Genomic DNA, 21915 nt, shown 5'->3' with positions numbered 1-21915 from the left:
TCATGACTACGACGACGCCCTCACGCGGCCGCCGGCGAGCCCCCTCCCGCATCAAGCGGACGGCGGGCAAGGCCGCGGCGCTGCAGAAACCGCGCATCATCCTCGCCGGACTGCTTCTCCTCGCCCTGACCAGCGTCATGCTGCTCGACGGCTATCTGCGTGCCGAGGTCGGCGGCGACCAGCGCGTGCGCGACGGGGCCAGCGCCAGCAAGGTCCCCGACAAGATCCTCAACGGTGGGCCGATCGTCTCCTTCCGCAACGGCGAGGCCACGACGACCTCCGTCCCGGACAAGACGATCGCGCTCACCTTCGACGACGGCCCGAACCCGACGTACACGCCGGACGTCCTGAAGATCCTCGAGAAGTACGACATCCCCGCCACGTTCTTCGTGGTCGGCTCGATGGTCTCGCGCTACCCGGACATCGTGGAGGACATGGTCGACCAGGGCAACGAGGTCGGCATCCACACCTTCACCCACGTCGACCTCTCCTACCAGAGCGACGCCCGCATCCGGCGCGAGATGCAGCAGACGCAGTTGGCGCTGGCGGGCGCGGCCGGCATCACGACCACGCTGTTCCGGGCGCCGTACTCCTCGGAGACGGACGCGATCGACAACTACAGCTGGCCCGTCTACAAGAAGCTCGGCGAGGACGGCTACACCAGCGTCTTCGTCGACACCGACAGCGACGACTGGAAGAAGCCGGGCGTCTCGAAGATCGTCAAGTGGGCGACGCCGGACGACGGCGAGGGCGCGTCGGTGCTCATGCACGACGCCGGTGGCAACCGCGAGCAGACGGTCGAGGCGCTGCCCAAGTACATCGAGAAGATGCAGGCGAAGGGCTACACCTTCACCACCATCAGCGGTGTCCTGGAGCAGCAGAACGCGAGCGGCGCGCAGGCGGCCGGGGCCGCGCCGGGGGCGACCGGAGCGACTGCCGCGCCCGGCGCGACCGGTGCGACCGGTACCGAGCAGCCCGGCGGCGCGCCCAACGGCCAGACGGGTACCCAGGGCTCTCAGGGCTCTCAGGGCTCGCAGGGTTCGAACAACGAGGCCCGCCTTCAGGCCGCGCACCGCGAGGCCACCGGCGCGACCCTCTACGAGGGCAAGGCCCTCGTCGTGGCCGTCGCTGTCGCCGAGTTGACGGTGCCCGCGCTCTCGTACGGGCTGCTCGTCGTGGGCGTGGCGGTGATGGGCCGGTTCGGCATGATGCTGATCCTCGCCCGCCGCCACTACAGACAGCGCAACAAACGCCGGTTCAGCTGGGGGCCGACGGTCACCCGGCCGGTGAGCGTGATCGTCCCGGCGTACAACGAGAAGGAGTGCATCGCCAACACCCTCAAGTCGCTGGCGAAGAGCACCCATCCGATCGAGATCATCGTCGTGGACGACGGTTCGACGGACGGCACCTCCGAGATCTCGCGCGAAGCGGCCCGGGAACTCGGCATGTCGAACGTCCGGGTCATCCGCCAGGAGAACGCGGGCAAGCCGGCCGCCCTCAACAACGGTGTGCGCAACGCCAGTTACGACATCGTCGTGATGATGGACGGCGACACGGTCTTCGAGCCGGACGCCGTGCACCAGCTCGTGCAGCCCTTCGCCGACCCCGAGGTCGGCGCGGTCGCCGGCAACGCCAAGGTCGGCAACCGGAACACGATCATCGGCGCCTGGCAGCACATCGAGTACGTGATGGGCTTCAACCTCGACCGCCGCATGTACGACCTGCTGCGCTGCATGCCCACCATCCCGGGCGCGATCGGCGCGTTCCGCCGTGAGGCGGTCCTCCAGGTCGGCGGCATGAGCGAGGACACCCTCGCCGAGGACACCGACATCACCATCGCGATGCACCGCGCGGGCTGGCGGGTCGTCTACCAGGAGCACGCGCGCGCCTGGACCGAGGCGCCGGGCTCGCTCAAGCAGCTGTGGTCGCAGCGCTACCGCTGGTCCTACGGCACCATGCAGGCGCTGTGGAAGCACCGCAAGTCCCTCACGGACAAGGGTCCTTCGGGCCGCTTCGGCCGGGTCGGCATGCCGCTGGTGGTCATCTTCCAGATCGTCACGCCGGTCTTCGCCCCGCTCATCGACGTGTTCACCGCGTACTCGATGATCTTCATCGATTTCCAGGCGGCGCTGTACGCGTGGCTCGCGGTGCTCGGCGTCCAACTCTTCTGCGCGGCCTACGCGTTCCGTCTCGACCGCGAGAAGTACCGGTACCTCCTGATGATGCCTCTCCAGCAACTGGCCTACCGCCAGATGATGTACCTCGTTCTCATCCACTCCTGCATCACCGCCCTGACGGGCGGCCGCCTGCGGTGGCAGAAGCTGAAGCGCACCGGCGAGGTCGGCACTCCGGCGGGGGCGAGCTGATGAGCTGGGAGACGGATCAGCAGGGGTACCCGCCGCAGCAGGGGTATCCGCAACAGGGTTACCCGCAGCAGGGCTCCGGTTATGGGTACGGCGGTTACGAGCAGCCGCAGCAGCAGCCGCAGTACGTGCAGCAGCCGTACCCCCAGCAGTACGTCGACTACGAGCAGCCGTACGAGACGGCCTCGCTCCCCGCGGTGGAGCCGGAACCCGAGGCCGCGGTGGCGGTCCTAGAAGAAGAGGCGGCGAAGGAGAAGCAGCCGCCCAAGCCCGCGGGCCGCGACCGCTACTTCGACACCCTCCGCGCGATCGCCCTCGTCCGCGTCGTCACCTATCACACGTTCGGGTGGGCCTGGTGCGGCATGGTCTTCCCCTCCATGGGGATTATGTTCGCCCTGGCCGGCACGCTGATGGCGAAGTCCCTGGAGCGCCCCGCGTTCAAGGTGGTCAAGAGCCGGATGCGGCGGCTCCTGCCGCCGTTCTGGTTCTGGGGCTTCTTCGTGGTGACCGCGATGCTGATCCACGACTGGATGCCGAGCTGGCAGATCGTGTTCTGGATCGTGCCGCTGGGCGACCCGCCGGGCAACCAGTGGGGCGTGCAGGCCTGGGAGATCCTCTGGTACCTGCGGACGTACCTCTGGTTCGTGCTGCTCTCCCCGGCCCTCCTGTGGATCTTCCGCAAGGCGCCGATCCCGGTGCTGGCGCTGACCCTCGTGCCGATCCTGATCCTGAAGTTCGTGTGGGCGGGACCGTACAACCGGTTCGGCAACGAGCTGTGGGACCTGTCGACGTACCTCTTCTGCTGGGTGCTCGGCTTCGCCCACCGCGACGGTGTGCTGCAGCGGATGAAGCCGTTCCTGGTGGTCGTCCTGTCGCTCGCCGCGATCGGCTTCGGCGGCTGGTACGCCTTCACGCACCAGGCCGAGGTGGGCACGTACGACCTGGACGAGAACCCGCTCGCGCAGACGTACTGGTCGGCCGGGTACGTGATGCTGCTGATGTGGGCCAAGGCGCACTTCCGGATCGACTTCGCGGGCCTGACCCGCTTCCGGCGCCTCGACCGGATCGTCACGATCTTCAACGCGAGGGCCGTGACGATCTACCTCTGGCACGAGATCGCGCTGATCCTGGCCGTGCCGCTGATCGACCAGTTCTGGAACGTGCCGGCCTTCGAGAAGTACCTGCCGCTGGAGAGCCAGTGGTTCATGTTCGGCATCGGCTGGGTCCTGATCGCCGTGTTCATCCTGCTGTGCGGATGGGTGGAGGACGTGGCGGGGAAGAAGAAGCCGCGGCTGCTCCCCTGAGCCGGGCGCGGGGGGACGTACTGCAACAATGGGCCCGTGACCCGCGCTTCCCTGAACAAGCAGCCGCACGAAGTCGCCTCGATGTTCGACGACGTGGCGGAACGGTACGACCTGACCAACGACGTGCTGTCGCTCGGCCAGGACCGGGTGTGGCGCAGGGAGGTCGCCAAGGCCGTCGACGCCCGCCCCGCGCAGAAGGTCCTGGACCTGGCCGCCGGTACGGCCACGTCCTCGCTGCCCTTCGCCCGCACCGGCGCCTACGTCGTCCCCTGCGACTTCTCGCTCGGCATGCTCCAGGTCGGCAAGAAGCGGCACACCTGGCTGCCGTTCACTGCGGGCGACGCGACGAAACTGCCCTTCAAGGACGACACCTTCGACGCCGTCACGATCTCCTTCGGGCTGCGCAACGTCCAGGACTTCGACGCGGCGCTGCGCGAGATGTACCGGGTGACCAAGCCCGGCGGCCGGGTCGTGATCTGTGAGTTCTCACACCCGACCTGGGCGCCCTTCCGGACCGTGTACACCGAGTACCTCATGCGCGCCCTGCCTCCGGTCGCGCGCGCGGTGTCCTCGAACCCCGACGCCTACGTCTACCTCGCCGAGTCCATCCGCGCCTGGCCCGACCAGCCCGCGCTGGCCGAGCGGCTGCGCAAGGCCGGCTGGTCGAAGGTGGCCTGGCGGAACCTGAGCGGCGGGATCGTGGCCCTGCACCGGGGCTTCAAGGAGAGCTGACCGGCTTCAAGCTCACCTGAGAGCCGGGTACGGATCTCCCGGCTCGTCCAGCTCGCGCTGCAGCCCGCCTCTCGGCGGTTTCGGGATGCGCGGCTCGCGCATCCCCCCGCCGCCCTCACCCGGACCGAAGTCGAACCACACGTACACCACCGAGTCCCGCGGCACCTCCGCACCGGGCTGCGGGTACTGGCGTACGACGTAGTCGACCATGGTGCGGTTGAAGTCCTGCCGGTCCGGCGCATTCAGGAACAGGCCCTGCGCCTGGGCCGTCTCGCGTGCGTCCACGGCCATCAGACCGACCAGCCGTGGTACGTGCACTTCGGGCGTCTTGGGTGTTATGCGCACAGATGTCACCCCCAGCGGTACTTGGCAGGGTAACTCTCGCCTCGCACCGACCGGAAGCGTCAAGTTTCGTTCTGTAGCAGATGATTACCGTGTGTGACCGCTTTGTAGGTCGAGTCGGTAACAGTGCCCCTGGCGCTGCCCGGTCGGCGTCGTGAAGACCTCGGCGAGCCGCATGCCCAGCCGCTCGGTCACCGTGATGGACCGGGTGTTGTCGGCGAGGACCATCGCCACCACGCGCGGCACGCCCGCCGCCCTGAGCCGTTCCAGGGTCATCTGCGCGGCCGCGGTGGCGTACCCCTTGCCCCAGTACTCCCGCCCGAGCCGCCAGCCGATCTCGATCTCGCCCTTCGGCCCCCAGTCCTGCGGCCACGGCTGGGCGCCCGTGAAGCCGATGACCTGCCCGTTCTCGTCGAGCATGGTCCACAGGCAGTACCCGCGCTCGGCGTCGTGCCGGCGCTGGCGGGCGGTGAGCTCCTCGTAGACGGAGAGTTCCGCGGCCTTGCCGCCGTGGAACTCCATGACGTCCGGGTCGTCGAAGATCCGGTGCCAGGCGACGGCGTCCTCGTCGGTGGGGACACGCAGCCGTACTACAGGCAGAGCTCGGTTCACTGGGCAGCCCTTCAGCCGGGTGATCAATCCTGCTGAATAGACTGCCCATGTCCAGTGCCGGTCGGCACGCAGATTCCGAACTTGGGGAGATCCCGCCGTGACCGTCGTGACTGAGCCCCTCTCCGAAAACACCGCCGATGTCATCGTCGTCGGCGCGGGGCCGGCCGGCTCCACGACCGCGTACTACCTCGCCAAGGCCGGACTCGACGTACTCCTGCTGGAGAAGACCGAGTTCCCGCGCGAGAAGGTCTGCGGCGACGGCCTCACCCCGCGCGCCACCAAACAGCTCGTGGCGATGGGCATCGACATCTCGGAAGAGGCCGGCTGGCTCCGGAACAAAGGCCTTCGCATCATCGGCGGCGGTGTCCGCCTCCAGCTCGACTGGCCGGATCTCGCCTCCTTCCCCGACTACGGACTCGTCCGCAAGCGGGACGACTTCGACGAACAACTCGCCCGCCAGGCCCAGAAGGCGGGGGCGCGGCTGTTCGAGCGCTGCAATGTCGGCGCCCCGATCATCGACGACCGCACCGGCCGTATCACCGGCGTGCACGCCAAGCTCGGCGACACCGGGGAGAAGCGGGAGGTGACCTTCCACGCGCCGCTGGTGGTGGCGGCGGACGGCAACTCGACGCGGCTCTCGCTGGCGATGGGCCTGCATCGCCGCGAGGACCGGCCGATGGGTGTGGCGGTCCGGACGTATTTCGAGAGCCCCCGCCACGAGGACGACTACCTGGAGTCCTGGCTGGAACTGTGGGACCGGCGAGGCGCAGAGGACCGGCTGCTTCCCGGCTACGGCTGGATCTTCGGCATGGGTGACGGCACGTCCAACGTCGGCCTCGGTGTCCTGAACACCTCCGACTCCTTCAAGGAGCTGGACTGGCGCGAGGTGCTCAAGGCCTGGTGCGCGTCCATGCCGGAGGACTGGGGCTACACGCCGGAGAACATGACCGGGCCCATTCGCGGTGCCGCGCTCCCCATGGCCTTCAACCGCCAGCCGCACTACACGAAGGGCCTCCTGCTGGTCGGCGACGCCGGCGGCCTGGTGAACCCCTTCAACGGCGAGGGCATCGCCTACGCCATGGAGTCCGGCCAGATCGCCGCCGACATCATCGTCCAGGCCCACGCCCGCCCGACCCCCGCGAGCCGCGAACTCGCCCTGCAGCGCTACCCGCAGGTCCTCAAGGACACCTACGGCGGCTACTACACGCTGGGCCGCGCCTTCGTGAAGCTCATCGGCAACCCGAAGGTCATGAAGATCGCGGCCCAGCGCGGTCTGACCCACCCCCTGCTGATGAAGTTCACGCTGAAGATGCTCGCGAACCTCACGGACCCCACGGGCGGCGACGCGATGGACCGCATCATCAACGGGCTGAGCAAGGTGGCGCCGAAGGCGTGACGAGGGCTCGCGGAATGCCCTGGGGTGGGGCACCTTTGAAGGATGGACGTAGGGGTTGCGTTACCCGTCTTCGTCATCCTCATCGCCGTGGCGGTCTGGGCACTGGTCCATTCCGTCAGGCGCTGAACGCCAGGCCCTCACTGGCAGGTCCTAACTGCCGCTGAGCGCCTCGATGTTGGCGGCCCGGCGCGCGAACACCTCGTCGCGCCGGTCCGCCACCTGCCGCAGCGCGTCCTTGCGTTCGCGGCTGGAGAGCCGGTCCAGGTAGACCTGTCCGCCCACGTGGTCGGTCTCGTGGGCGAGGCACCGCGCGAAGTACCCCGTTCCCTCGATCACGATCTCCTCGCCGTCCTTGTCCAGGCCGCGCACCACGGCCAGGTCCGGACGCGGTACATCCATGACGGCGCCCGGCACCGAGAGGCAGCCCTCGCTGTCGTCGAGCAGCCTGCGCCCGGCCGGTTCGAGTGCGTCCAGCACCGGGTTGACGATGTGTCCGACGTGCCGGACCCCGTCGTCGTCCGGGCAGTCGTACACGAACAGCCGCAGATCGACGCCGACCTGGTTCGCCGCGAGCCCCGCCCCGTCGGCGATGTACATCGTCAGGAACATGTCGTCGATCAGCGCGGCGAGATCGGGCCCGAACTCGGTCACGTCCCGGCACGGCTTGTGCAGGACCTCTTCACCGACCTCGGTGATCCGCCGCACCTTCCCGCGCCGGGCCTCGGGCGCGAGCGGCGGATACGAGTCGACGGGCCTGCCCTGCACGAACACGCTTGGCATGGCTGTTTCTCCTTGTGGTTGTGAGGATGCTGTGGGTGACGGGAAAACATGGTTCCGGTGTCCGGAGCCCCTCCCTACCCTCCGGTATCCATGACAACAGAACACGCACAGCAGCCCCAGGGCCAGACACGTAGACGCTTCCTGGCCGGTGCCGGGGGAGCGGCCGGCGCCCTCGCCTTATGGCCGGCGTCGAGCGCGAGCGCCGCGTCCGGCAAGCGCGTCGCCGTCCTCGGCGGCGGTGTCTCCGGCCTCAGTGCTGCCCACGAACTCGCCGAGCGCGGCTACGCCGTCACCGTCTACGAGTACTACGACACCCTCGGCGGCAAGGCCCGCTCGATGGACGTCCCGGGCACCGGCACCGGCGGTCGCAAGCCGCTCCCCGCCGAGCACGGCTTCCGCTTCTTCCCCGGCTTCTACCGGAACCTGCCGGACACGATGCGCCGCATCCCCTTCCCCGGCAACGCGAACGGCGTCCACGACAACTTCCGCGGCGCCACCGAGGCGTTGTTCGCCCGTTCCGGCGGCCGCCCCGACCTGCACTTCCCGCTGCGCCGCGCCACCACTCCGCCGGCCCCGGGCGACCTCACCCCGCTCTGGATCCGCGACCAGATCCTCTCCGTCCTGGACCTCGGCACCCGCCTCCCCGCCCACGAGGCCGCCTACTTCGCCGACCGGCTCCTGGTCCACCTCACCAGCTGCGACGCCCGCCGCGAGGACCAGTGGGAGAAGGTCGCGTGGTGGGACTTCATCCGGGCCGACGAGATGAGCGCGGAGTACCAGACGCTTCTCGGCATCGGCCAGACCCGCAACCTCGTCGCCACCCGCGCGGAAGTCGCCTCCACGCGCACCGTCGGCCGCATCATCATCGAGGCCCTCCTCCTGTGGGGCCTGCTCGGCCGAGGCATGGACGGCGACGCCGACGTCGACCGCATCCTCAACGCCCCCACCAGCGAGGCCTGGATCGACCCCTGGGAGACGTATCTGCGCTCCCTCGGCGTCGAGTTCGTGCTCGGGACCCAGGTCCACGAGGTCGCCTACGACGGCGGCCGCGTCACCGGCGTCCGCGTCTCGGCCCGCGACGGCGGCGACGAACGTACCGTCACCGCCGACCACTACGTCTCCGCGCTCCCGGTCGAGCACGCGCGCGTGACGTGGGGCCCGGCCCTGCGCGCGGCCGACCCGCAGCTCGCACGCTGCGATGCGCTGCAGACGGACTGGATGACCGGCGTGATGTTCTACCTGCGCACGCCCACACCCGTCGTGCACGGCCACATCAACTGCCTCGACTCACCCTGGTCGGTGACGGGCATCGGCCAGGCGCAGTTCTGGGACGGACGGGACTTCGCGCGTGACTACGGCGACGGACAGGCTCATGAATGTCTCTCCGCGATCATCTCGGAGTGGGACAAGCCCGGCATCCTGTACGGCAAGACGGCCAAGGAGTGCACCAAGGACGAGATCGTCGCCGAACTCTGGGCCCAGCTGAAGGACGGCCTGAACGACGCCGGTAAGACGACCCTCACGGACGGGGACCGCCTCGGCTGGTTCATGGACCCGGCGGTGACGGGCGTGGGCGGCTCCGACCCGCAGAACCGCGAACAGCTCCTCATCCACCCCACGGGCACGCTCTACAACCGCCCCACCGCCCGCACGAAGGTGCCCAACTTCTTCCTCGCGGGCGACTATGTGCGCACCGACGTGGACCTGGCCACGATGGAGGGCGCCAACGAGTCCGCGCGCCTCGCGGTCAACGCGCTCCTGGACGCGGACAATTCGGACGCCGAGCCGTGTGAGATCCAGGAGCTGTTCCGACCCCCGGAGATGGAGCCCCTGAAGCGCGTCGACGAGGCCCGCTACCGGTTGGGGCTGCCCAACACCTTCGACCTCGGTTAGGCCTCAGGAAGGGCCTTCACGGGCTTCCAGGGCTTATGCGCGGGCGGAAGGGCCGCTGCCCCCGAGCGGCTGCGGCCCTTCCGACGATCCGTACGCGTGTGCGTCAGAGTACGCGCACCGCGCCCGTCGCCGGGTACCCGGACAGGTCCTGGATGACAACGCCCTTGGACGGGTTGGCCGCGTCCAGGTACTGGCCGTCACCGATGTAGACACCCACGTGGTACGCGGAGCCGGCGGAGCCCCAGTACAGGATGTCGCCGACCTGCAGGTTGGAGAGCGAGACCGGCGTACCGGCCGTCGACTGGTCTCCCGAAACGCGGGGGAGGTCCACGCCGACCTGCTTGAACGCGGCCTGGACGAGGCCGGAGCAGTCCCACGCGTTGGGGCCGGTGCCGCCCATGACGTAGGCGTCGCCGACCTGCGCGTTGAGGAAGGCGATGACCGTGGCGACGCTGCCGCTGGCGGGAGCGGACGCCGTCGTGGAGGTCGACGTGAGCGTGGTGCGCTCGGCGCTGCGGGACGCGGCCTCCTCCGCGGCGGCCTTGCGGGCGGCTTCGGCCTTCTCCTTGGCCTCGGCCTTCTTCTTCGCCTCAGCGAGGTCCGCCTTGGCCTGCTTCGCGGCCTTTGCGGCAGCCGCGTCGCGCTCGGCCTGCAGCTGGTAGTTGGCCGCGGCCTGCTGGGTGGCGTCCGCGGACTCGGCGACCTGAGCGGCCATGTCGGCCGTGAGAGCGGGCAGTTCGATGGTCTGCGTCGTCGACTCGGCGGCGCTCGCCGAAGCCGACGCGCCCGCCGCTGCCATGCTGAGGACGCCACCGGCAACTCCGGCGCGCACGGCGATGGAAGTCGTCGCGCTGCGGCGGGGTTTCCGGTGGCTGCGTATGTGAGCGGTGTGGGACATGAGAACAACCGGTATCAGGGGCTCCTCCATACCTTCAAGAAACGTGTGCTGCGCCACAGTTGTTCAATGGGCACCCCGAATCCCGGGCGTGGCGTTCTTTATTGACGCCGTAACGGACATTGCGGACTCCAGCTATCAAGCCTGTGATCATGCCCTTTCGTTGTTACGTCCGAATTGCCCTGCACTTACCACCGGTTGAGGCAGGTGGCCAACCCCGCTTCTCACGTCCCTCTCATGTGTGTGGCGGAGGTCACGCAACGGTTACGTCGGCGGCTGCGTCCCCGTGTAGATCTCGCTCAGGTCTTGGCGAGGTCTCGGCGAGGTCTCGGCCGGAGGGCGCTCGTGAACGCGTGCACGCGTCCACATCCGTCCGCACGCCTCCCTCTGACGTGTGAACGCGGCTCACTATCAAGGCGCCCCGTCCAGCGCGAATTTGCATGCAGAGGAAGTCTCTTGATATTGAGACGCCTCTCCGATTCTGCGTCTACGAGCGGAAATGTCACCTCTGGTGATCACTCGGACGCTTCTCGTGTGAAGATCACCGCTCATCCGACTTCATGATCCAAGGTCAGGTGGTGGAGATCACAAAGCTTGTGTAATGCCCCGTGTCGCAGATCACAGACCGGCAGGCATAAGATGCGGGTCAGTTGGGCTTGTGACCTGCTTCACATGTTCGCGATCTTCGCCGGGACGGGCGGGACTTGCGGGACGCGTGAGACGGGTGTGGGGCCCGATGCCATCGCCAGCAGTCAGTGCCGACTGAGAGGAGCGAGGAGCGGTGAACGCGTATGCGCCCATCCTCGTACTGGGAGCCCTCGGGGCAGGCTTTGCGATCTTCTCCGTGGTCATGGCCACGCTGATCGGTCCGAAGCGGTACAACCGGGCCAAGCTCGAGGCCTACGAGTGCGGGATCGAGCCGACCCCCACGCCGGCCGGCGGCGGGCGCTTCCCCATCAAGTACTACCTGACGGCGATGCTCTTCATCGTCTTCGACATCGAGATCGTCTTCCTCTACCCCTGGGCCGTCACCTTCGACGCCCTGGGTGTTTTCGGGCTCGTGGAGATGCTGCTCTTCGTGCTCACCGTCTTCGTCGCGTACGCGTACGTATGGCGGCGCGGCGGCCTGGAATGGGACTGAGGGGCCTTTAAAGCATGGGACTCGAAGAAAAGCTGCCGAGCGGCTTCCTGCTGACCACCGTCGAGCAGGCCGCGGGCTGGGTGCGCAAGGCGTCCGTCTTCCCGGCCACCTTCGGCCTCGCCTGCTGTGCCATCGAGATGATGACCACCGGCGCCGGCCGCTACGACCTGGCGCGCTTCGGCATGGAGGTCTTCCGCGGTTCGCCCCGCCAGGCGGACCTGATGATCGTGGCCGGCCGGGTCAGCCAGAAGATGGCGCCGGTGCTCCGGCAGGTCTACGACCAGATGCCGAACCCGAAGTGGGTGATCTCCATGGGGGTCTGCGCCTCCTCGGGCGGCATGTTCAACAACTACGCGATCGTCCAGGGCGTCGACCACATCGTCCCGGTCGACATCTATCTCCCGGGCTGTCCGCCACGGCCCGAGATGCTCCTGGACGCGATCCTCAAGCTGCACCAGAAGATCCAGAGCTCCAAGCTCGGCGTGAACGCGGAGGAAGCGGCCCGCGAGGCGGAGGAAGCGGCGCTCAAGGCCCTGCCCACGATCGAGATGAAGGGGCTGCTGCGGTGAGCGACGCGAACGGCGCCGGCGACGGCGTCAATCCCGAGAAGGACCTGGGCGCCTCCAACCTCCCCGGCCAGCGTGGCGAGGGCGGCGAGGAGATCCGCGTCCAGCGCGGCATGTTCGGCGCCAACAACGGCGGCGACACCTCCGGCTACGGCGGCCTGGTCCGCTCGATCCGGCTCCCGGGGCCGGCGAGCCGCCCCTACGGCGGTTGGTTCGACGAGGTCGCCGACGAACTCGAGGGCGCGCTGGAGGAACAGGGTCTTCTCCCCGAGAACGCGATCGAGAAGACGGTCGTCGACCGCGACGAACTCACCTTCCACATCGAACGCGAGCACCTGCTCCGCGTCGCCCAGACCCTGCGCGACGACCCGGCCCTGCGCTTCGAGCTGTGCACCGGCGTGAGCGGTGTCCACTATCTCCACGACAAGGGCCGCGAGCTGCACGCCGTCTACCACCTGCGCTCGATCACCCACAACCGGCTGATCCGCCTCGAAGTCAGTGCCCCGGACGCCGACCCGCACATCCCGTCCCTGGTCTCCGTGTATCCGACCAACGACTGGCACGAGCGCGAGACGTACGACTTCTTCGGCATCGTCTTCGACGATCACCCGGCCCTGACGCGGATCATGATGCCGGACGACTGGCAGGGCCACCCGCAGCGCAAGGACTACCCCCTCGGCGGCATCCCCGTCGAGTACAAGGGCGCCCAGATCCCGGCTCCGGACCAGCGGAGGTCGTACTCGTGAGCACTTCGCACGCATCCCCTCGCGAGACCACCGAGGGCACCGTATATACGGTCACCGGCGGCGACTGGGACGAGGTCGTCCAGGCCGCGGCCCGTGCCGACGACGAGCGCATCGTCCTCAACATGGGTCCGCAGCACCCCTCCACCCACGGTGTGCTCCGCCTGATCCTGGAGATCGACGGCGAGACGGTCACCGAGGCCCGCTGCGGCATCGGCTACCTGCACACCGGCATCGAGAAGAACCTCGAGTTCCGCACGTGGACGCAGGGCACCACGTTCGTGACGCGCATGGACTACCTGACGTCCTTCTTCAACGAGACCGCCTACTGTCTCGCCGTCGAGAAACTCCTCGGCATCGAGGACCAGATCACCGAGCGGACCGAGATCATCCGGGTGCTCCTGATGGAGCTGAACCGGCTCTCCTCGCACCTGGTGTGCATCGCCACCGGCGGCATGGAACTCGGCGCCACCACGATCATGATCTACGGATTCCGCGATCGTGAAATGATTCTCGACATCTACGAGCTCATCACGGGCCTTCGGATGAACCACGCGTACATCCGCCCCGGCGGACTCGCACAGGACCTGCCGCCCGGCGCGGTGGACCACATCCGCGAGTTCGTGAAGAAGATGAAGAAGAACCTCCCGGAGTACGACAAGCTCGCCACCGGGAACCCCATCTTCAAGGCCCGTATGCAGGACGTCGGCTATCTCGATCTGTCCGGCTGCATGGCCCTCGGTGCCACCGGCCCGATCCTGCGCTCCACCGGCCTGCCGCACGACCTGCGCAAGGCGCAGCCCTACTGCGGCTACGAGACGTACGACTTCGACGTCCCGACCGCCGACTCCTGCGACTCCTACGGCCGTTTCCTGATCCGGCTGGAGGAGATGCGCCAGTCCCTCAGGATCGTCGAGCAGTGCCTGGACCGGCTGCAGCCCGGCCCGGTCATGGTCGCCGACAAGAAGATCGCCTGGCCCGCCCAGCTCGCCCTGGGACCGGACGGCCTGGGCAACTCCCTCGACCACATCAAGAAGATCATGGGCACCTCCATGGAGGCCCTGATCCACCACTTCAAGCTGGTCACCGAGGGCTTCCGCGTGCCGCCGGGACAGGCGTACGCGGCCGTCGAGTCGCCCAAGGGCGAACTCGGGGTGCACGCCGTGTCCGACGGCGGCACCCGCCCCTTCCGGGTCCACTTCCGTGACCCGTCCTTCACCAACCTGCAGGCCATGGCGGCGATGTGCGAGGGCGGCCAGGTCGCCGACGTCATCGTCGCTGTCGCGTCCATCGACCCCGTGATGGGAGGCGTCGACCGGTGACCACCAGTTCTTCGGAGCGGGGCGTCAGCCTGGGCATGCCCGAACTGCCCGCACCCGCTTACCCGGACGACGTCCGAGCCCGGCTGGAGACGGACGCGCGCGAGATCATCGCCCGCTACCCGGACTCCCGCTCGGCCCTGCTGCCGTTGCTGCATCTCGTGCAGTCGGAGGAGGGCCATGTCACGCGCACCGGGATGCGGTTCTGCGCGGATGTGCTGAACCTGACCACGGCCGAGGTCACCGCGGTCGCCACCTTCTACACCATGTACCGGCGCAGGCCGAGCGGTGACTACCAGGTCGGCGTCTGCACCAACACGCTGTGCGCGGTGATGGGAGGCGACGCGATCTTCGAGTCCCTCCAGGAGCACCTGGGCGTCGGCAACGGCGAGACCACCGACGACGGCAAGGTCACCCTGGAGCACATCGAGTGCAACGCGGCCTGCGACTTCGCGCCGGTGGTGATGGTCAACTGGGAGTTCTTCGACAACCAGACCCCGGCCACCGCCAAGCGCCTCGTCGACGACCTGCGCGCGGGAGCACCCGTCGAGCCCACGCGCGGGGCGCCTTTGTGCACCTTCAAGGAGACCGCGCGGATCCTCGCCGGCTTCCCCGACGAGCGGCCAGGGGCCGTCGAGGCAAGCGGCGGTGCGGGACCCGCTTCGCTGGTGGGCCTCCGCCTGGCCAGGGGAGAGGCCGCACCCGCGCGCGTGGTCCATCCGCGCGACGGCGGTCCGCACGACGAACCGCAGGACAGGGCGGTGCACGACCCGTCACCGACACAGCACCTGAGCTCGCACGACGCGCCACAGGACACGTCGGCCTCCGACCCAGCCCACCCGGCCGGGCCGACCGCCGAGGAGGGGGAGTGATGACCTTGGCACCCGAGCTGAAAGACACCAGCCCCGAGAAGCTGCTCGCACCCGTGCTGTCGGCCTTCTGGGACGAGGACAAGTCCTGGACTCTGGACGTCTACCGAAGGCACGAAGGATACGAGGGACTCCGCAAGGCGCTCGCCATGTCGCCGGACGACCTCATCGCGTACGTCAAGGAGTCCGGACTGCGCGGCCGTGGCGGTGCGGGATTCCCCACGGGAATGAAATGGCAGTTCATTCCCCAGGGTGATGGAAAGCCGCACTATCTAGTTGTCAACGCCGACGAGTCGGAGCCGGGAACCTGTAAGGACATCCCGCTCCTGTTCGCGAACCCGCATAGCCTCATCGAGGGCATTGTCATCGCGTGTTATGCCATCAGGTCGTCGCATGCCTTCATCTATCTGCGTGGTGAAGTCGTCCCAGTGCTGCGGCGGTTGCACGAGGCCGTGCGCGAGGCCTACGCGGCTGGTTACCTCGGCGAGAACATCCTGGGCAGCGGGCTCAACCTTGAACTCACCGTGCACGCGGGCGCGGGCGCGTACATCTGCGGTGAGGAGACCGCACTGCTCGACTCGCTCGAAGGCCGCCGGGGTCAACCGCGGCTCCGTCCCCCTTTCCCTGCCGTCGCGGGCCTCTATGCGTGCCCAACTGTTGTGAATAACGTCGAGTCGATCGCGTCAGTTCCCGCGATTCTCCAAAAAGGAAAAGACTGGTTCAGGTCGATGGGCAGCGAGAAGTCCCCGGGCTTCACGCTCTACTCGCTCAGCGGCCATGTCACCAGCCCCGGCCAGTACGAGGCCCCGCTCGGCATCACCCTGCGCCAACTCCTGGAGATGAGCGGAGGGATGAGGGCCGGGCACCGGCTCAAGTTCTGGACGCCCGGCGGCTCCTCGACGCCGATGTTCACCGACGAGCACCTCGACGTCCCCCTTGACTACGAAGGAGTGGGCGCCGCGGGTTCCATGCTCGGGACCAAAGCACTCCAGTGCTTCGACGAGACGACCTGTGTCGTGCGTGCCGTCACCCGCTGGACCGAGTTCTACGCCCACGAGTCCTGCGGCAAGTGCACACCGTGCCGCGAAGGGACGTACTGGCTCGTGCAGTTGCTGCGCGACATCGAGGCCGGCAAGGGCGTCATGTCCGACCTCGACAAGCTGAACGACATCGCCGACAACATCAACGGCAAGTCCTTCTGTGCCCTCGGCGACGGCGCCGCCTCGCCGATCTTCTCCTCGCTCAAGTACTTCCGCGAGGAGTACGAGCAGCACATCACGGGCCGCGGCTGCCCCTTCGACCCGGCCAAGTCGACGGCCTGGGCCGACCGCACGGAGGTGAACGCATGACTGTGACCACCAACGCTCCCTCAGGTGGGGGAGAGGCGGCGGTCCCGCCGGAGGATCTCGTCTCGCTGACGATCGACGGCGTCGAGATCAGCGTGCCCAAGGGCACCCTGGTCATCCGGGCCGCCGAGCAACTCGGCATCGAGATCCCCCGGTTCTGCGACCACCCCCTCCTCGACCCGGTCGGCGCCTGCCGCCAGTGCATCGTCGAGGTCGAGGGCCAGCGCAAGCCGATGGCGTCCTGCACGATCACGTGCACGGACGGCATGGTGGTGAAGACCCACCTCACCTCGCCGGTCGCCGAGAAGGCACAGCACGGTGTGATGGAGCTTCTCCTTATCAATCACCCCCTCGACTGCCCGGTCTGCGACAAGGGCGGCGAGTGCCCCCTGCAGAACCAGGCCATGTCGCACGGCCAGGCCGACTCCCGCTTCGAGGGAAAGAAGCGGACGTACGAGAAGCCGGTCCCGATCTCCACGCAGGTCCTGCTCGACCGCGAGCGGTGCGTGCTGTGCGCCCGCTGCACCCGCTTCTCCAACCAGATCGCGGGCGACCCGATGATCGAGCTGCTGGAGCGGGGCGCGCTGCAGCAGGTCGGCACCGGTGAGGGCGACCCCTTCGAGTCGTACTTCTCCGGCAACACCATCCAGATCTGCCCGGTGGGCGCGCTGACTTCGGCGGCCTACCGCTTCCGCTCCCGGCCCTTCGACCTCGTCTCCTCGCACTCCGTGTGCGAGCACTGCTCCGGCGGCTGCGCGACCCGCACCGACCACCGGCGCGGCAAGGTCATGCGGCGGCTGGCCTCCCCGGACCCCGAGGTCAACGAGGAGTGGATCTGCGACAAGGGGCGGTTCGGATTCCGGTACGCACAGCAGCGGGACCGGATTCAGACGCCGCTGGTGCGCAATGCCGAGGGCGAGCTCGTGCCGGCCTCCTGGCCCGAGGCGCTGCAGATCGCGGCCCAGGGACTGCTCGCCTCGCGCGGGCGGGCCGGCGTCCTGACCGGCGGCCGCCTCACCGTCGAGGACGCCTACGCCTACAGCAAGTTCGCGCGCGTGGCGCTCGACACGAACGACATCGACTTCCGCGCGCGTGTGCACAGCGGTGAGGAGACCGACTTCCTCGCCGCGCGGGTCGCCGGACGAGGACGGGACCTCGACGGTACGGGCGTCACGTACACCTTGCTGGAGAAGGCCCCCGCCGTCCTGCTGGTCGGGTTCGAGGCCGAGGAGGAGGCGCCCGGCGTCTTCCTGCGGCTGCGCAAGGCCTGGCGGGGACACGGGCAGAAGGTGTTCTCGCTCGCCACACACGCGACGCGCGGCCTGGAGAAGGCCGGCGGCACCCTGCTGCCCGCCGCTCCCGGCACCGAGACCGAGTGGCTGGACGCGCTCGCGGGCGGGGTCGGCCTGGAGGACGACGGCAGCAAGGCCGCCGAGGCGCTGCGCACCGAGGGCGCGGTGATCGTCGTCGGCGAGCGGCTGGCCGCGGTCGCCGGAGGCCTCACCGCCGCCGTACGGGCCGCGTCGGCCACCGGCGCCGAGCTGGTGTGGATCCCGCGGCGCGCAGGTGAGCGCGGGGCCGTCGAGGCGGGCGCGCTGCCGTCGCTGCTGCCGGGCGGGCGCCCGGCCACCGACCCACGCGCGCGTGAGGAGGTCGCCGCGGCCTGGGGCCTGGCCGACCTCCCGCACCGCTACGGTCGCGACACCGGCCAGATCGTCGAGGCCGCCGCGACCGGCGAACTGCAGGCCCTGGTGGTCGCGGGCGTAGAGGTCGCCGATCTGCCGGATCCGGCACGCGCGCGTGAAGCACTGCACGAGGTCGGCTTCCTGGTGTCGCTGGAACTGCGGCCCAGTGAGGTCACCGAGCACGCCGACGTCGTCCTCCCGGTCGCCGCGGTCGCCGAGAAGTCCGGCACCTTCCTCAACTGGGAAGGCCGGGTGCGCTTCTTCGAGGCCGCGCTCAAGCCCGACCAGATGACCCGCCACCTCTCGCCCACCGACGCGCGTGCGCTGCAGATGCTGGCCGACGCCATGGACGTACATCTGGGTCTGCCGGATCTGCGCACTGCGCGTGCGGAGCTGGACCGGCTGGGCGCCTGGGACGGGCCCCGGGCCACCGACCCGCTGGAGACCGCCGTCCAGCTGCCGCGGCCGGCCGCCGGAGAGGCCGTACTGGCCGGGCACCGGCTGCTGCTCGACCAGGGTCTCCTTCAGGAGGGCGACGAGGCGCTCGCCGGGACGCGGCACGCGGCCCACGCGCGCGTGTCGGCCGCCACGGCCGCCGAGGCGGGCGTCAAGGACGGCGACGTCCTCGCCGTGACCAGTACCGCCGGAACGGTCGAGCTGCCGCTCCAGATCACCGAGATGCCCGACCGCGTGGTCTGGCTCCCGCTGAACTCCGCCGGAGGGGGCGTCGCCTCCGACTCCGGGGCGCGGCCCGGCTCCCTCGTCCGCATCGGTCCGGCGACGCTCGCCGCCGAAGCTCCCAAGGAGGTGGAGGCATGAGCCCGTACCTCGCCGCAGAAGACCTCTCGATGCTCGGCACCGACCCCTGGTGGCTGGTCGTCATCAAGGCCGTCTTCTGCTTCGCGTTCCTGATGGTGACCGTGCTGTTCTCCATCGTCTGGGAGCGCAAGGTCGTCGCCTGGATGCAGCTGCGCATCGGCCCCAACCGGCACGGCCCCTGGGGCATGCTTCAGTCGCTCGCCGACGGCATCAAGCTGATGCTCAAGGAAGACGTCGTCGTCAAGCGCGCGGACAAGGTGGTCTACATCCTCGCGCCGATCATCGCGGCCATCCCGGCCTTCATGGCGATCGCGGTGATCCCCTTCGGCCCGGCCGGCAACGAGGTCTCGATCTTCGGCCACCGCACCGCGATGCAGCTGACCGACCTGCCGATCGCGATGCTCTACATCCTCGCGGTCGCCTCGGTCGGCATCTACGGCATCGTCCTTGCGGGTTGGAGTTCCGGATCCACCTACCCGCTCCTCGGTGGCCTCCGCTCCTGCGCGCAGATGATCTCGTACGAGATCGCCATGGGCGCCGCGTTCGCCTCGGTGTTCCTCTACTCGGGGTCGATGTCGACGTCGGCGATCGTCGAGGCGCAGCAGGACCGCTGGTACGTCATCCTGCTGCCGGTCTCCTTCGTGATCTACATCATCACGATGGTCGGCGAGACCAACCGCGCCCCCTTCGACATGCCGGAGTCCGAGGGCGACCTGGTCGGCGGCTTCAACACCGAGTACTCGTCGATCAAGTTCGCGCTGTTCATGCTCGCCGAGTACGTGAACATGGTGACGGTCTCGGCCGTGTCCGTGACGCTCTTCCTCGGCGGCTGGCGGGCCCCCTGGCCGGTCAGCACCTTCTGGGAGGGCGCGAACCACGGCTGGTGGCCGCTGCTCTGGTTCGTGATCAAGGTCCAGTTGCTGCTGTTCTTCTTCATCTGGCTGCGCGGCACGCTCCCGCGGGTCCGCTACGACCAGCTGATGAAGCTCGGCTGGAAGGTCCTCATCCCGGTCTCCGTGGTGTGGCTGATGCTCGTCGCGACCGTGCGGACCCTGCGCAACGAGAACTACGACTTCGCCGATATCGCCCTCTACATCGGCGGTGGTGTCCTCGCCCTCCTGCTGCTCTCCTTCGTCGTCGACATCTTCCGGGAGAAGACGAAGTCGGCCGCGCAGTCCGAGGAGGAACCGGTCGGCTTCGACCCGATGGCCGGCGGATTCCCCGTACCGCCGCTGCCGGGACAGGAGTTGCCGCCGGTGCCGCGGCGCAGCTCGCGCCGCGAGCGGGAGCTGATTGTCAGTGGTGGGTCGGATACTCACAGTGACGGATCTCTGGATGGAAAGGAGGCGTCCGATGGCTGAGGAGCCCAAGGAAACCAAGCCCGGTTTCCAGAACCCCGTGGCCGGCTTCGGCGTGACCTTCAAGGCCATGTTCAAGAAGCGGCTGACCGAGCAGTACCCGGAGCAGCAGAAGACCACCGCTCCGCGCTTCCACGGACGGCACCAGCTCAACCGCCATCCGGACGGCCTGGAGAAGTGCATCGGCTGCGAGCTGTGCGCCTGGGCCTGCCCCGCCGACGCCATCTATGTGGAGGGCGCCGACAACACGGACGAGGAGCGCTACTCGCCGGGCGAGCGGTACGGCCGCGTCTACCAGATCAACTACGCCCGCTGCATCCTGTGCGGCCTGTGCATCGAGGCGTGCCCCACGCGCGCGTTGACGATGACCAACGAGTTCGAGCTCGCCGACAGCAGCCGCGCCAACCTCATCTTCACCAAGGAGCAGCTGCTCGCCGGCCTCGAAGAGGGCATGGTCGACAGCCCGCACGCCATCTACCCGGGGACCGACGAGCAGGACTACTACCGGGGCCTGGTGACGGAGGCCGCGCCCGGCACTGTCCCGCAAGTGGCCGTCTCCAAGGGCGAGAAGCCTGAGGAAGAGGAGGTGGGCGCATGAGCGCGCAGCTCGCCGCCGCAGCTACTCTTTCTGCTGGCACCTCCACCGGCGAGGCCTTCCAGTTCTGGGTGCTCGGCACCGTCGCCGTGATCGGCGCCCTGTGCACCGTCTTCATGAAGAAGTCCGTCCACAGCGCCCTCTGCCTCGCCGGCACCATGATCATCCTGGCGGTGTTCTACCTCGCCAACGGCGCCTACTTCCTGGGCGTCGTGCAGATCGTCGTCTACACCGGCGCGATCATGATGCTGTTCCTGTTCGTGGTCATGCTCGTGGGCGTCACCGCGGCGGACTCCCTGAAGGAGACCATCAAGGGCCAGCGCTGGCTGGCCCTGCTGTGCGGACTCGGCTTCGGCATCCTGCTGTTCGCGGGCATCGGCAACGCCTCCCTCACTGAGTTCAACGGCCTGACCCAGGCCAACGCCGGCGGCAACGTGGAGGGTCTCGCGGCCCTCATCTTCACCAAGTACGTCTTCGCCTTCGAAATCACCGGCGCCCTGCTGATCACAGCCGCCGTCGGCGCCATGGTGCTCACCCACCGCGAGCGCACCGAGCGCGCCAAGACCCAGCGCGAGCTGGCCGAGGAGCGCGTGCGCGAGGGCAAGCACCTGCCGCCGCTGCCGGCGCCCGGCGTGTACGCCCGGCACAACGCGGTGGACATCGCGGGCCTGCTGCCCGACGGCACCCCGTCCGAGCTCACGGTCAACAAGACGCTGCGGGAGCGCGGCCAGATCCGTGACGTGTCGACCGAGGCACTGGGCGACCTGCGGGCGCTCGAACAGCGCTCGGAGGAACGCCTGGAGCGCACCGCCACCGAGCCGGCGAACCCCCAGCGGACCGAGGAGGCGTCGAAGTGAACCCGGTCAACTACCTCTACCTCGCCGCCCTGTTGTTCACGATCGGCGCCACCGGGGTGCTGATCAGGCGCAACGCGATCGTCGTCTTCATGTGCGTCGAGCTCATGCTCAACGCCTGCAACCTCGCGTTCGTCGCCTTCTCCCGGATGCACGGCAATCTCGACGGCCAGATCATCGCCTTCTTCACGATGGTCGTCGCCGCCGCGGAGGTCGTGGTCGGGCTCGCGATCATCGTGTCGCTGTTCCGTTCCCGCCACTCGGCCTCGGTCGACGACGCCAGCCTGATGAAGCTGTAAGGGG

General features: G+C 68.5%; 20 protein-coding genes. 16 read left to right on the top strand and 4 right to left on the bottom strand.

From position 1 onward, the window contains the following. Positions 1 to 2: 2 nt before the first annotated feature. From IG08_RS0132350 to IG08_RS0132340, 3 genes are read left to right on the top strand one after another with little or no spacing between them, the layout of a single operon-like run. The gene (locus tag IG08_RS0132350) at positions 3 to 2366 is read left to right on the top strand and encodes a bifunctional polysaccharide deacetylase/glycosyltransferase family 2 protein (RefSeq protein ID WP_030610641.1); all 2364 of its coding nucleotides are present in this window, start codon (positions 3 to 5) and stop codon (positions 2364 to 2366) included. Beyond that, positions 2366 to 3667, top strand: a complete 1302-nt coding sequence (locus IG08_RS0132345) for an acyltransferase family protein (RefSeq protein ID WP_030610638.1) — start codon at positions 2366 to 2368, stop codon at positions 3665 to 3667. Before IG08_RS0132350 ends, IG08_RS0132345 begins: the two co-directional genes overlap by 1 nt. Positions 3668 to 3703: 36 nt before the next feature. Continuing rightward, complete coding sequence (locus tag IG08_RS0132340) at positions 3704 to 4399, top strand: demethylmenaquinone methyltransferase (RefSeq protein WP_030610623.1); 696 nt, start codon at positions 3704 to 3706, stop codon at positions 4397 to 4399. Between the two features lie 12 nt (positions 4400 to 4411). Here IG08_RS0132340 and IG08_RS0132335 read toward each other — a convergent pair whose 3' ends face one another. Together IG08_RS0132335 and IG08_RS0132330 are read right to left on the bottom strand one after the other, a co-directional pair. Next, positions 4412 to 4744, bottom strand: coding sequence for a PASTA domain-containing protein (locus IG08_RS0132335; protein ID WP_261727046.1), 333 nt, complete (start codon positions 4742 to 4744; stop codon positions 4412 to 4414). Positions 4745 to 4828: 84 nt separating this feature from the next. After that, complete coding sequence (locus tag IG08_RS0132330; protein ID WP_043455791.1) at positions 4829 to 5353, bottom strand: GNAT family N-acetyltransferase; 525 nt, start codon at positions 5351 to 5353, stop codon at positions 4829 to 4831. A gap of 97 nt (positions 5354 to 5450) precedes the next feature. Here IG08_RS0132330 and IG08_RS0132325 point away from each other — a divergent pair, with 97 nt between their 5' ends. Next, positions 5451 to 6749, top strand: a complete 1299-nt coding sequence (locus tag IG08_RS0132325; RefSeq protein ID WP_030610613.1) for a geranylgeranyl reductase family protein — start codon at positions 5451 to 5453, stop codon at positions 6747 to 6749. A gap of 150 nt (positions 6750 to 6899) precedes the next feature. On the opposite strand, the gene def is transcribed toward IG08_RS0132325, so the two are convergent. Next, positions 6900 to 7529 carry a peptide deformylase gene (gene def, locus IG08_RS0132315; protein WP_030610609.1) on the bottom strand — a complete coding sequence of 210 codons (630 nt, stop codon included), beginning with the start codon at positions 7527 to 7529 and terminating at the stop codon, positions 6900 to 6902. A 90-nt stretch (positions 7530 to 7619) separates the two neighbouring features. Here def and IG08_RS0132310 point away from each other — a divergent pair, with 90 nt between their 5' ends. Further along, positions 7620 to 9422: a hydroxysqualene dehydroxylase gene (locus tag IG08_RS0132310; RefSeq protein WP_030610606.1), complete on the top strand. Its 1803-nt coding sequence runs from the start codon at positions 7620 to 7622 to the stop codon at positions 9420 to 9422. Between the two features lie 103 nt (positions 9423 to 9525). Here IG08_RS0132310 and IG08_RS0132305 read toward each other — a convergent pair whose 3' ends face one another. Further along, entirely contained in the window at positions 9526 to 10320 is a 795-nt protein-coding gene (locus IG08_RS0132305) for a C40 family peptidase (protein ID WP_043455822.1), read from the bottom strand. 778 nt (positions 10321 to 11098) lie between these two features. Between IG08_RS0132305 and IG08_RS0132300 the strand changes: the two genes are divergently transcribed. The 11 genes from IG08_RS0132300 to nuoK are packed head-to-tail and all read left to right on the top strand — an operon-like array spanning position 11099 to position 21911. Further along, positions 11099 to 11458, top strand: coding sequence for an NADH-quinone oxidoreductase subunit A (locus IG08_RS0132300; RefSeq protein WP_007383963.1), 360 nt, complete (start codon positions 11099 to 11101; stop codon positions 11456 to 11458). A 14-nt stretch (positions 11459 to 11472) separates the two neighbouring features. Next, positions 11473 to 12027: a NuoB/complex I 20 kDa subunit family protein gene (locus IG08_RS0132295; RefSeq protein ID WP_030610600.1), complete on the top strand. Its 555-nt coding sequence runs from the start codon at positions 11473 to 11475 to the stop codon at positions 12025 to 12027. Next, positions 12024 to 12770, top strand: a complete 747-nt coding sequence (locus IG08_RS0132290) for an NADH-quinone oxidoreductase subunit C (protein WP_030610596.1) — start codon at positions 12024 to 12026, stop codon at positions 12768 to 12770. Before IG08_RS0132295 ends, IG08_RS0132290 begins: the two co-directional genes overlap by 4 nt. Then, complete coding sequence (locus tag IG08_RS0132285) at positions 12767 to 14089, top strand: NADH-quinone oxidoreductase subunit D (protein WP_030610593.1); 1323 nt, start codon at positions 12767 to 12769, stop codon at positions 14087 to 14089. Before IG08_RS0132290 ends, IG08_RS0132285 begins: the two co-directional genes overlap by 4 nt. Then, positions 14086 to 14958, top strand: coding sequence for an NADH-quinone oxidoreductase subunit NuoE (gene nuoE / locus IG08_RS0132280; protein ID WP_030610590.1), 873 nt, complete (start codon positions 14086 to 14088; stop codon positions 14956 to 14958). Before IG08_RS0132285 ends, nuoE begins: the two co-directional genes overlap by 4 nt. Continuing rightward, positions 14958 to 16304 carry an NADH-quinone oxidoreductase subunit NuoF gene (gene nuoF / locus IG08_RS0132275; protein ID WP_030610586.1) on the top strand — a complete coding sequence of 449 codons (1347 nt, stop codon included), beginning with the start codon at positions 14958 to 14960 and terminating at the stop codon, positions 16302 to 16304. The genes nuoE and nuoF overlap by 1 nt, the downstream gene beginning before the upstream one ends. Next, positions 16301 to 18805 carry an NADH-quinone oxidoreductase subunit G gene (locus IG08_RS0132270; RefSeq protein ID WP_030610584.1) on the top strand — a complete coding sequence of 835 codons (2505 nt, stop codon included), beginning with the start codon at positions 16301 to 16303 and terminating at the stop codon, positions 18803 to 18805. Before nuoF ends, IG08_RS0132270 begins: the two co-directional genes overlap by 4 nt. Continuing rightward, complete coding sequence (gene nuoH, locus IG08_RS0132265; RefSeq protein WP_030610581.1) at positions 18802 to 20166, top strand: NADH-quinone oxidoreductase subunit NuoH; 1365 nt, start codon at positions 18802 to 18804, stop codon at positions 20164 to 20166. The genes IG08_RS0132270 and nuoH overlap by 4 nt, the downstream gene beginning before the upstream one ends. Beyond that, positions 20159 to 20761: an NADH-quinone oxidoreductase subunit NuoI gene (gene nuoI, locus IG08_RS0132260; protein ID WP_030610578.1), complete on the top strand. Its 603-nt coding sequence runs from the start codon at positions 20159 to 20161 to the stop codon at positions 20759 to 20761. Before nuoH ends, nuoI begins: the two co-directional genes overlap by 8 nt. Next, positions 20758 to 21615: an NADH-quinone oxidoreductase subunit J gene (locus IG08_RS0132255; RefSeq protein ID WP_030610575.1), complete on the top strand. Its 858-nt coding sequence runs from the start codon at positions 20758 to 20760 to the stop codon at positions 21613 to 21615. The genes nuoI and IG08_RS0132255 overlap by 4 nt, the downstream gene beginning before the upstream one ends. Next, positions 21612 to 21911 (top strand): NADH-quinone oxidoreductase subunit NuoK, encoded by a 300-nt coding sequence (nuoK, locus tag IG08_RS0132250; protein ID WP_004927567.1) that lies wholly within the window; start codon positions 21612 to 21614, stop codon positions 21909 to 21911. Before IG08_RS0132255 ends, nuoK begins: the two co-directional genes overlap by 4 nt. The last annotated feature ends 4 nt before the right edge of the window (positions 21912 to 21915 follow it).

It is taken from the genome of Streptomyces fulvoviolaceus (assembly GCF_000718165.1).
Lineage (GTDB): Bacteria > Actinomycetota > Actinomycetes > Streptomycetales > Streptomycetaceae > Streptomyces > Streptomyces fulvoviolaceus.
The sequence above is the reverse complement of the archived record's forward strand: the minus strand, read 5'-3'. Positions and strand labels throughout refer to the sequence as shown.

Excerpts from the sequence above, each read along its gene's own strand:
- nuoH (WP_030610581.1), top strand. The coding sequence starts at position 18,802 with ATGAGCCCGTACCTCGCCGCAGAAGACCTCTCGATGCTCGGCACCGAC.
- IG08_RS0132295 (WP_030610600.1), top strand. The coding sequence starts at position 11,473 with ATGGGACTCGAAGAAAAGCTGCCGAGCGGCTTCCTGCTGACCACCGTC.
- IG08_RS0132305 (WP_043455822.1), bottom strand. The coding sequence starts at position 10,320 with ATGTCCCACACCGCTCACATACGCAGCCACCGGAAACCCCGCCGCAGC.
- IG08_RS0132310 (WP_030610606.1), top strand. The coding sequence starts at position 7,620 with ATGACAACAGAACACGCACAGCAGCCCCAGGGCCAGACACGTAGACGC.
- nuoF (WP_030610586.1), top strand. The coding sequence starts at position 14,958 with ATGACCTTGGCACCCGAGCTGAAAGACACCAGCCCCGAGAAGCTGCTC.
- IG08_RS0132350 (WP_030610641.1), top strand. The coding sequence starts at position 3 with ATGACTACGACGACGCCCTCACGCGGCCGCCGGCGAGCCCCCTCCCGC.
- nuoI (WP_030610578.1), top strand. The coding sequence starts at position 20,159 with ATGGCTGAGGAGCCCAAGGAAACCAAGCCCGGTTTCCAGAACCCCGTG.
- IG08_RS0132345 (WP_030610638.1), top strand. The coding sequence starts at position 2,366 with ATGAGCTGGGAGACGGATCAGCAGGGGTACCCGCCGCAGCAGGGGTAT.
- IG08_RS0132270 (WP_030610584.1), top strand. The coding sequence starts at position 16,301 with ATGACTGTGACCACCAACGCTCCCTCAGGTGGGGGAGAGGCGGCGGTC.
- IG08_RS0132255 (WP_030610575.1), top strand. The coding sequence starts at position 20,758 with ATGAGCGCGCAGCTCGCCGCCGCAGCTACTCTTTCTGCTGGCACCTCC.
- def (WP_030610609.1), bottom strand. The coding sequence starts at position 7,529 with ATGCCAAGCGTGTTCGTGCAGGGCAGGCCCGTCGACTCGTATCCGCCG.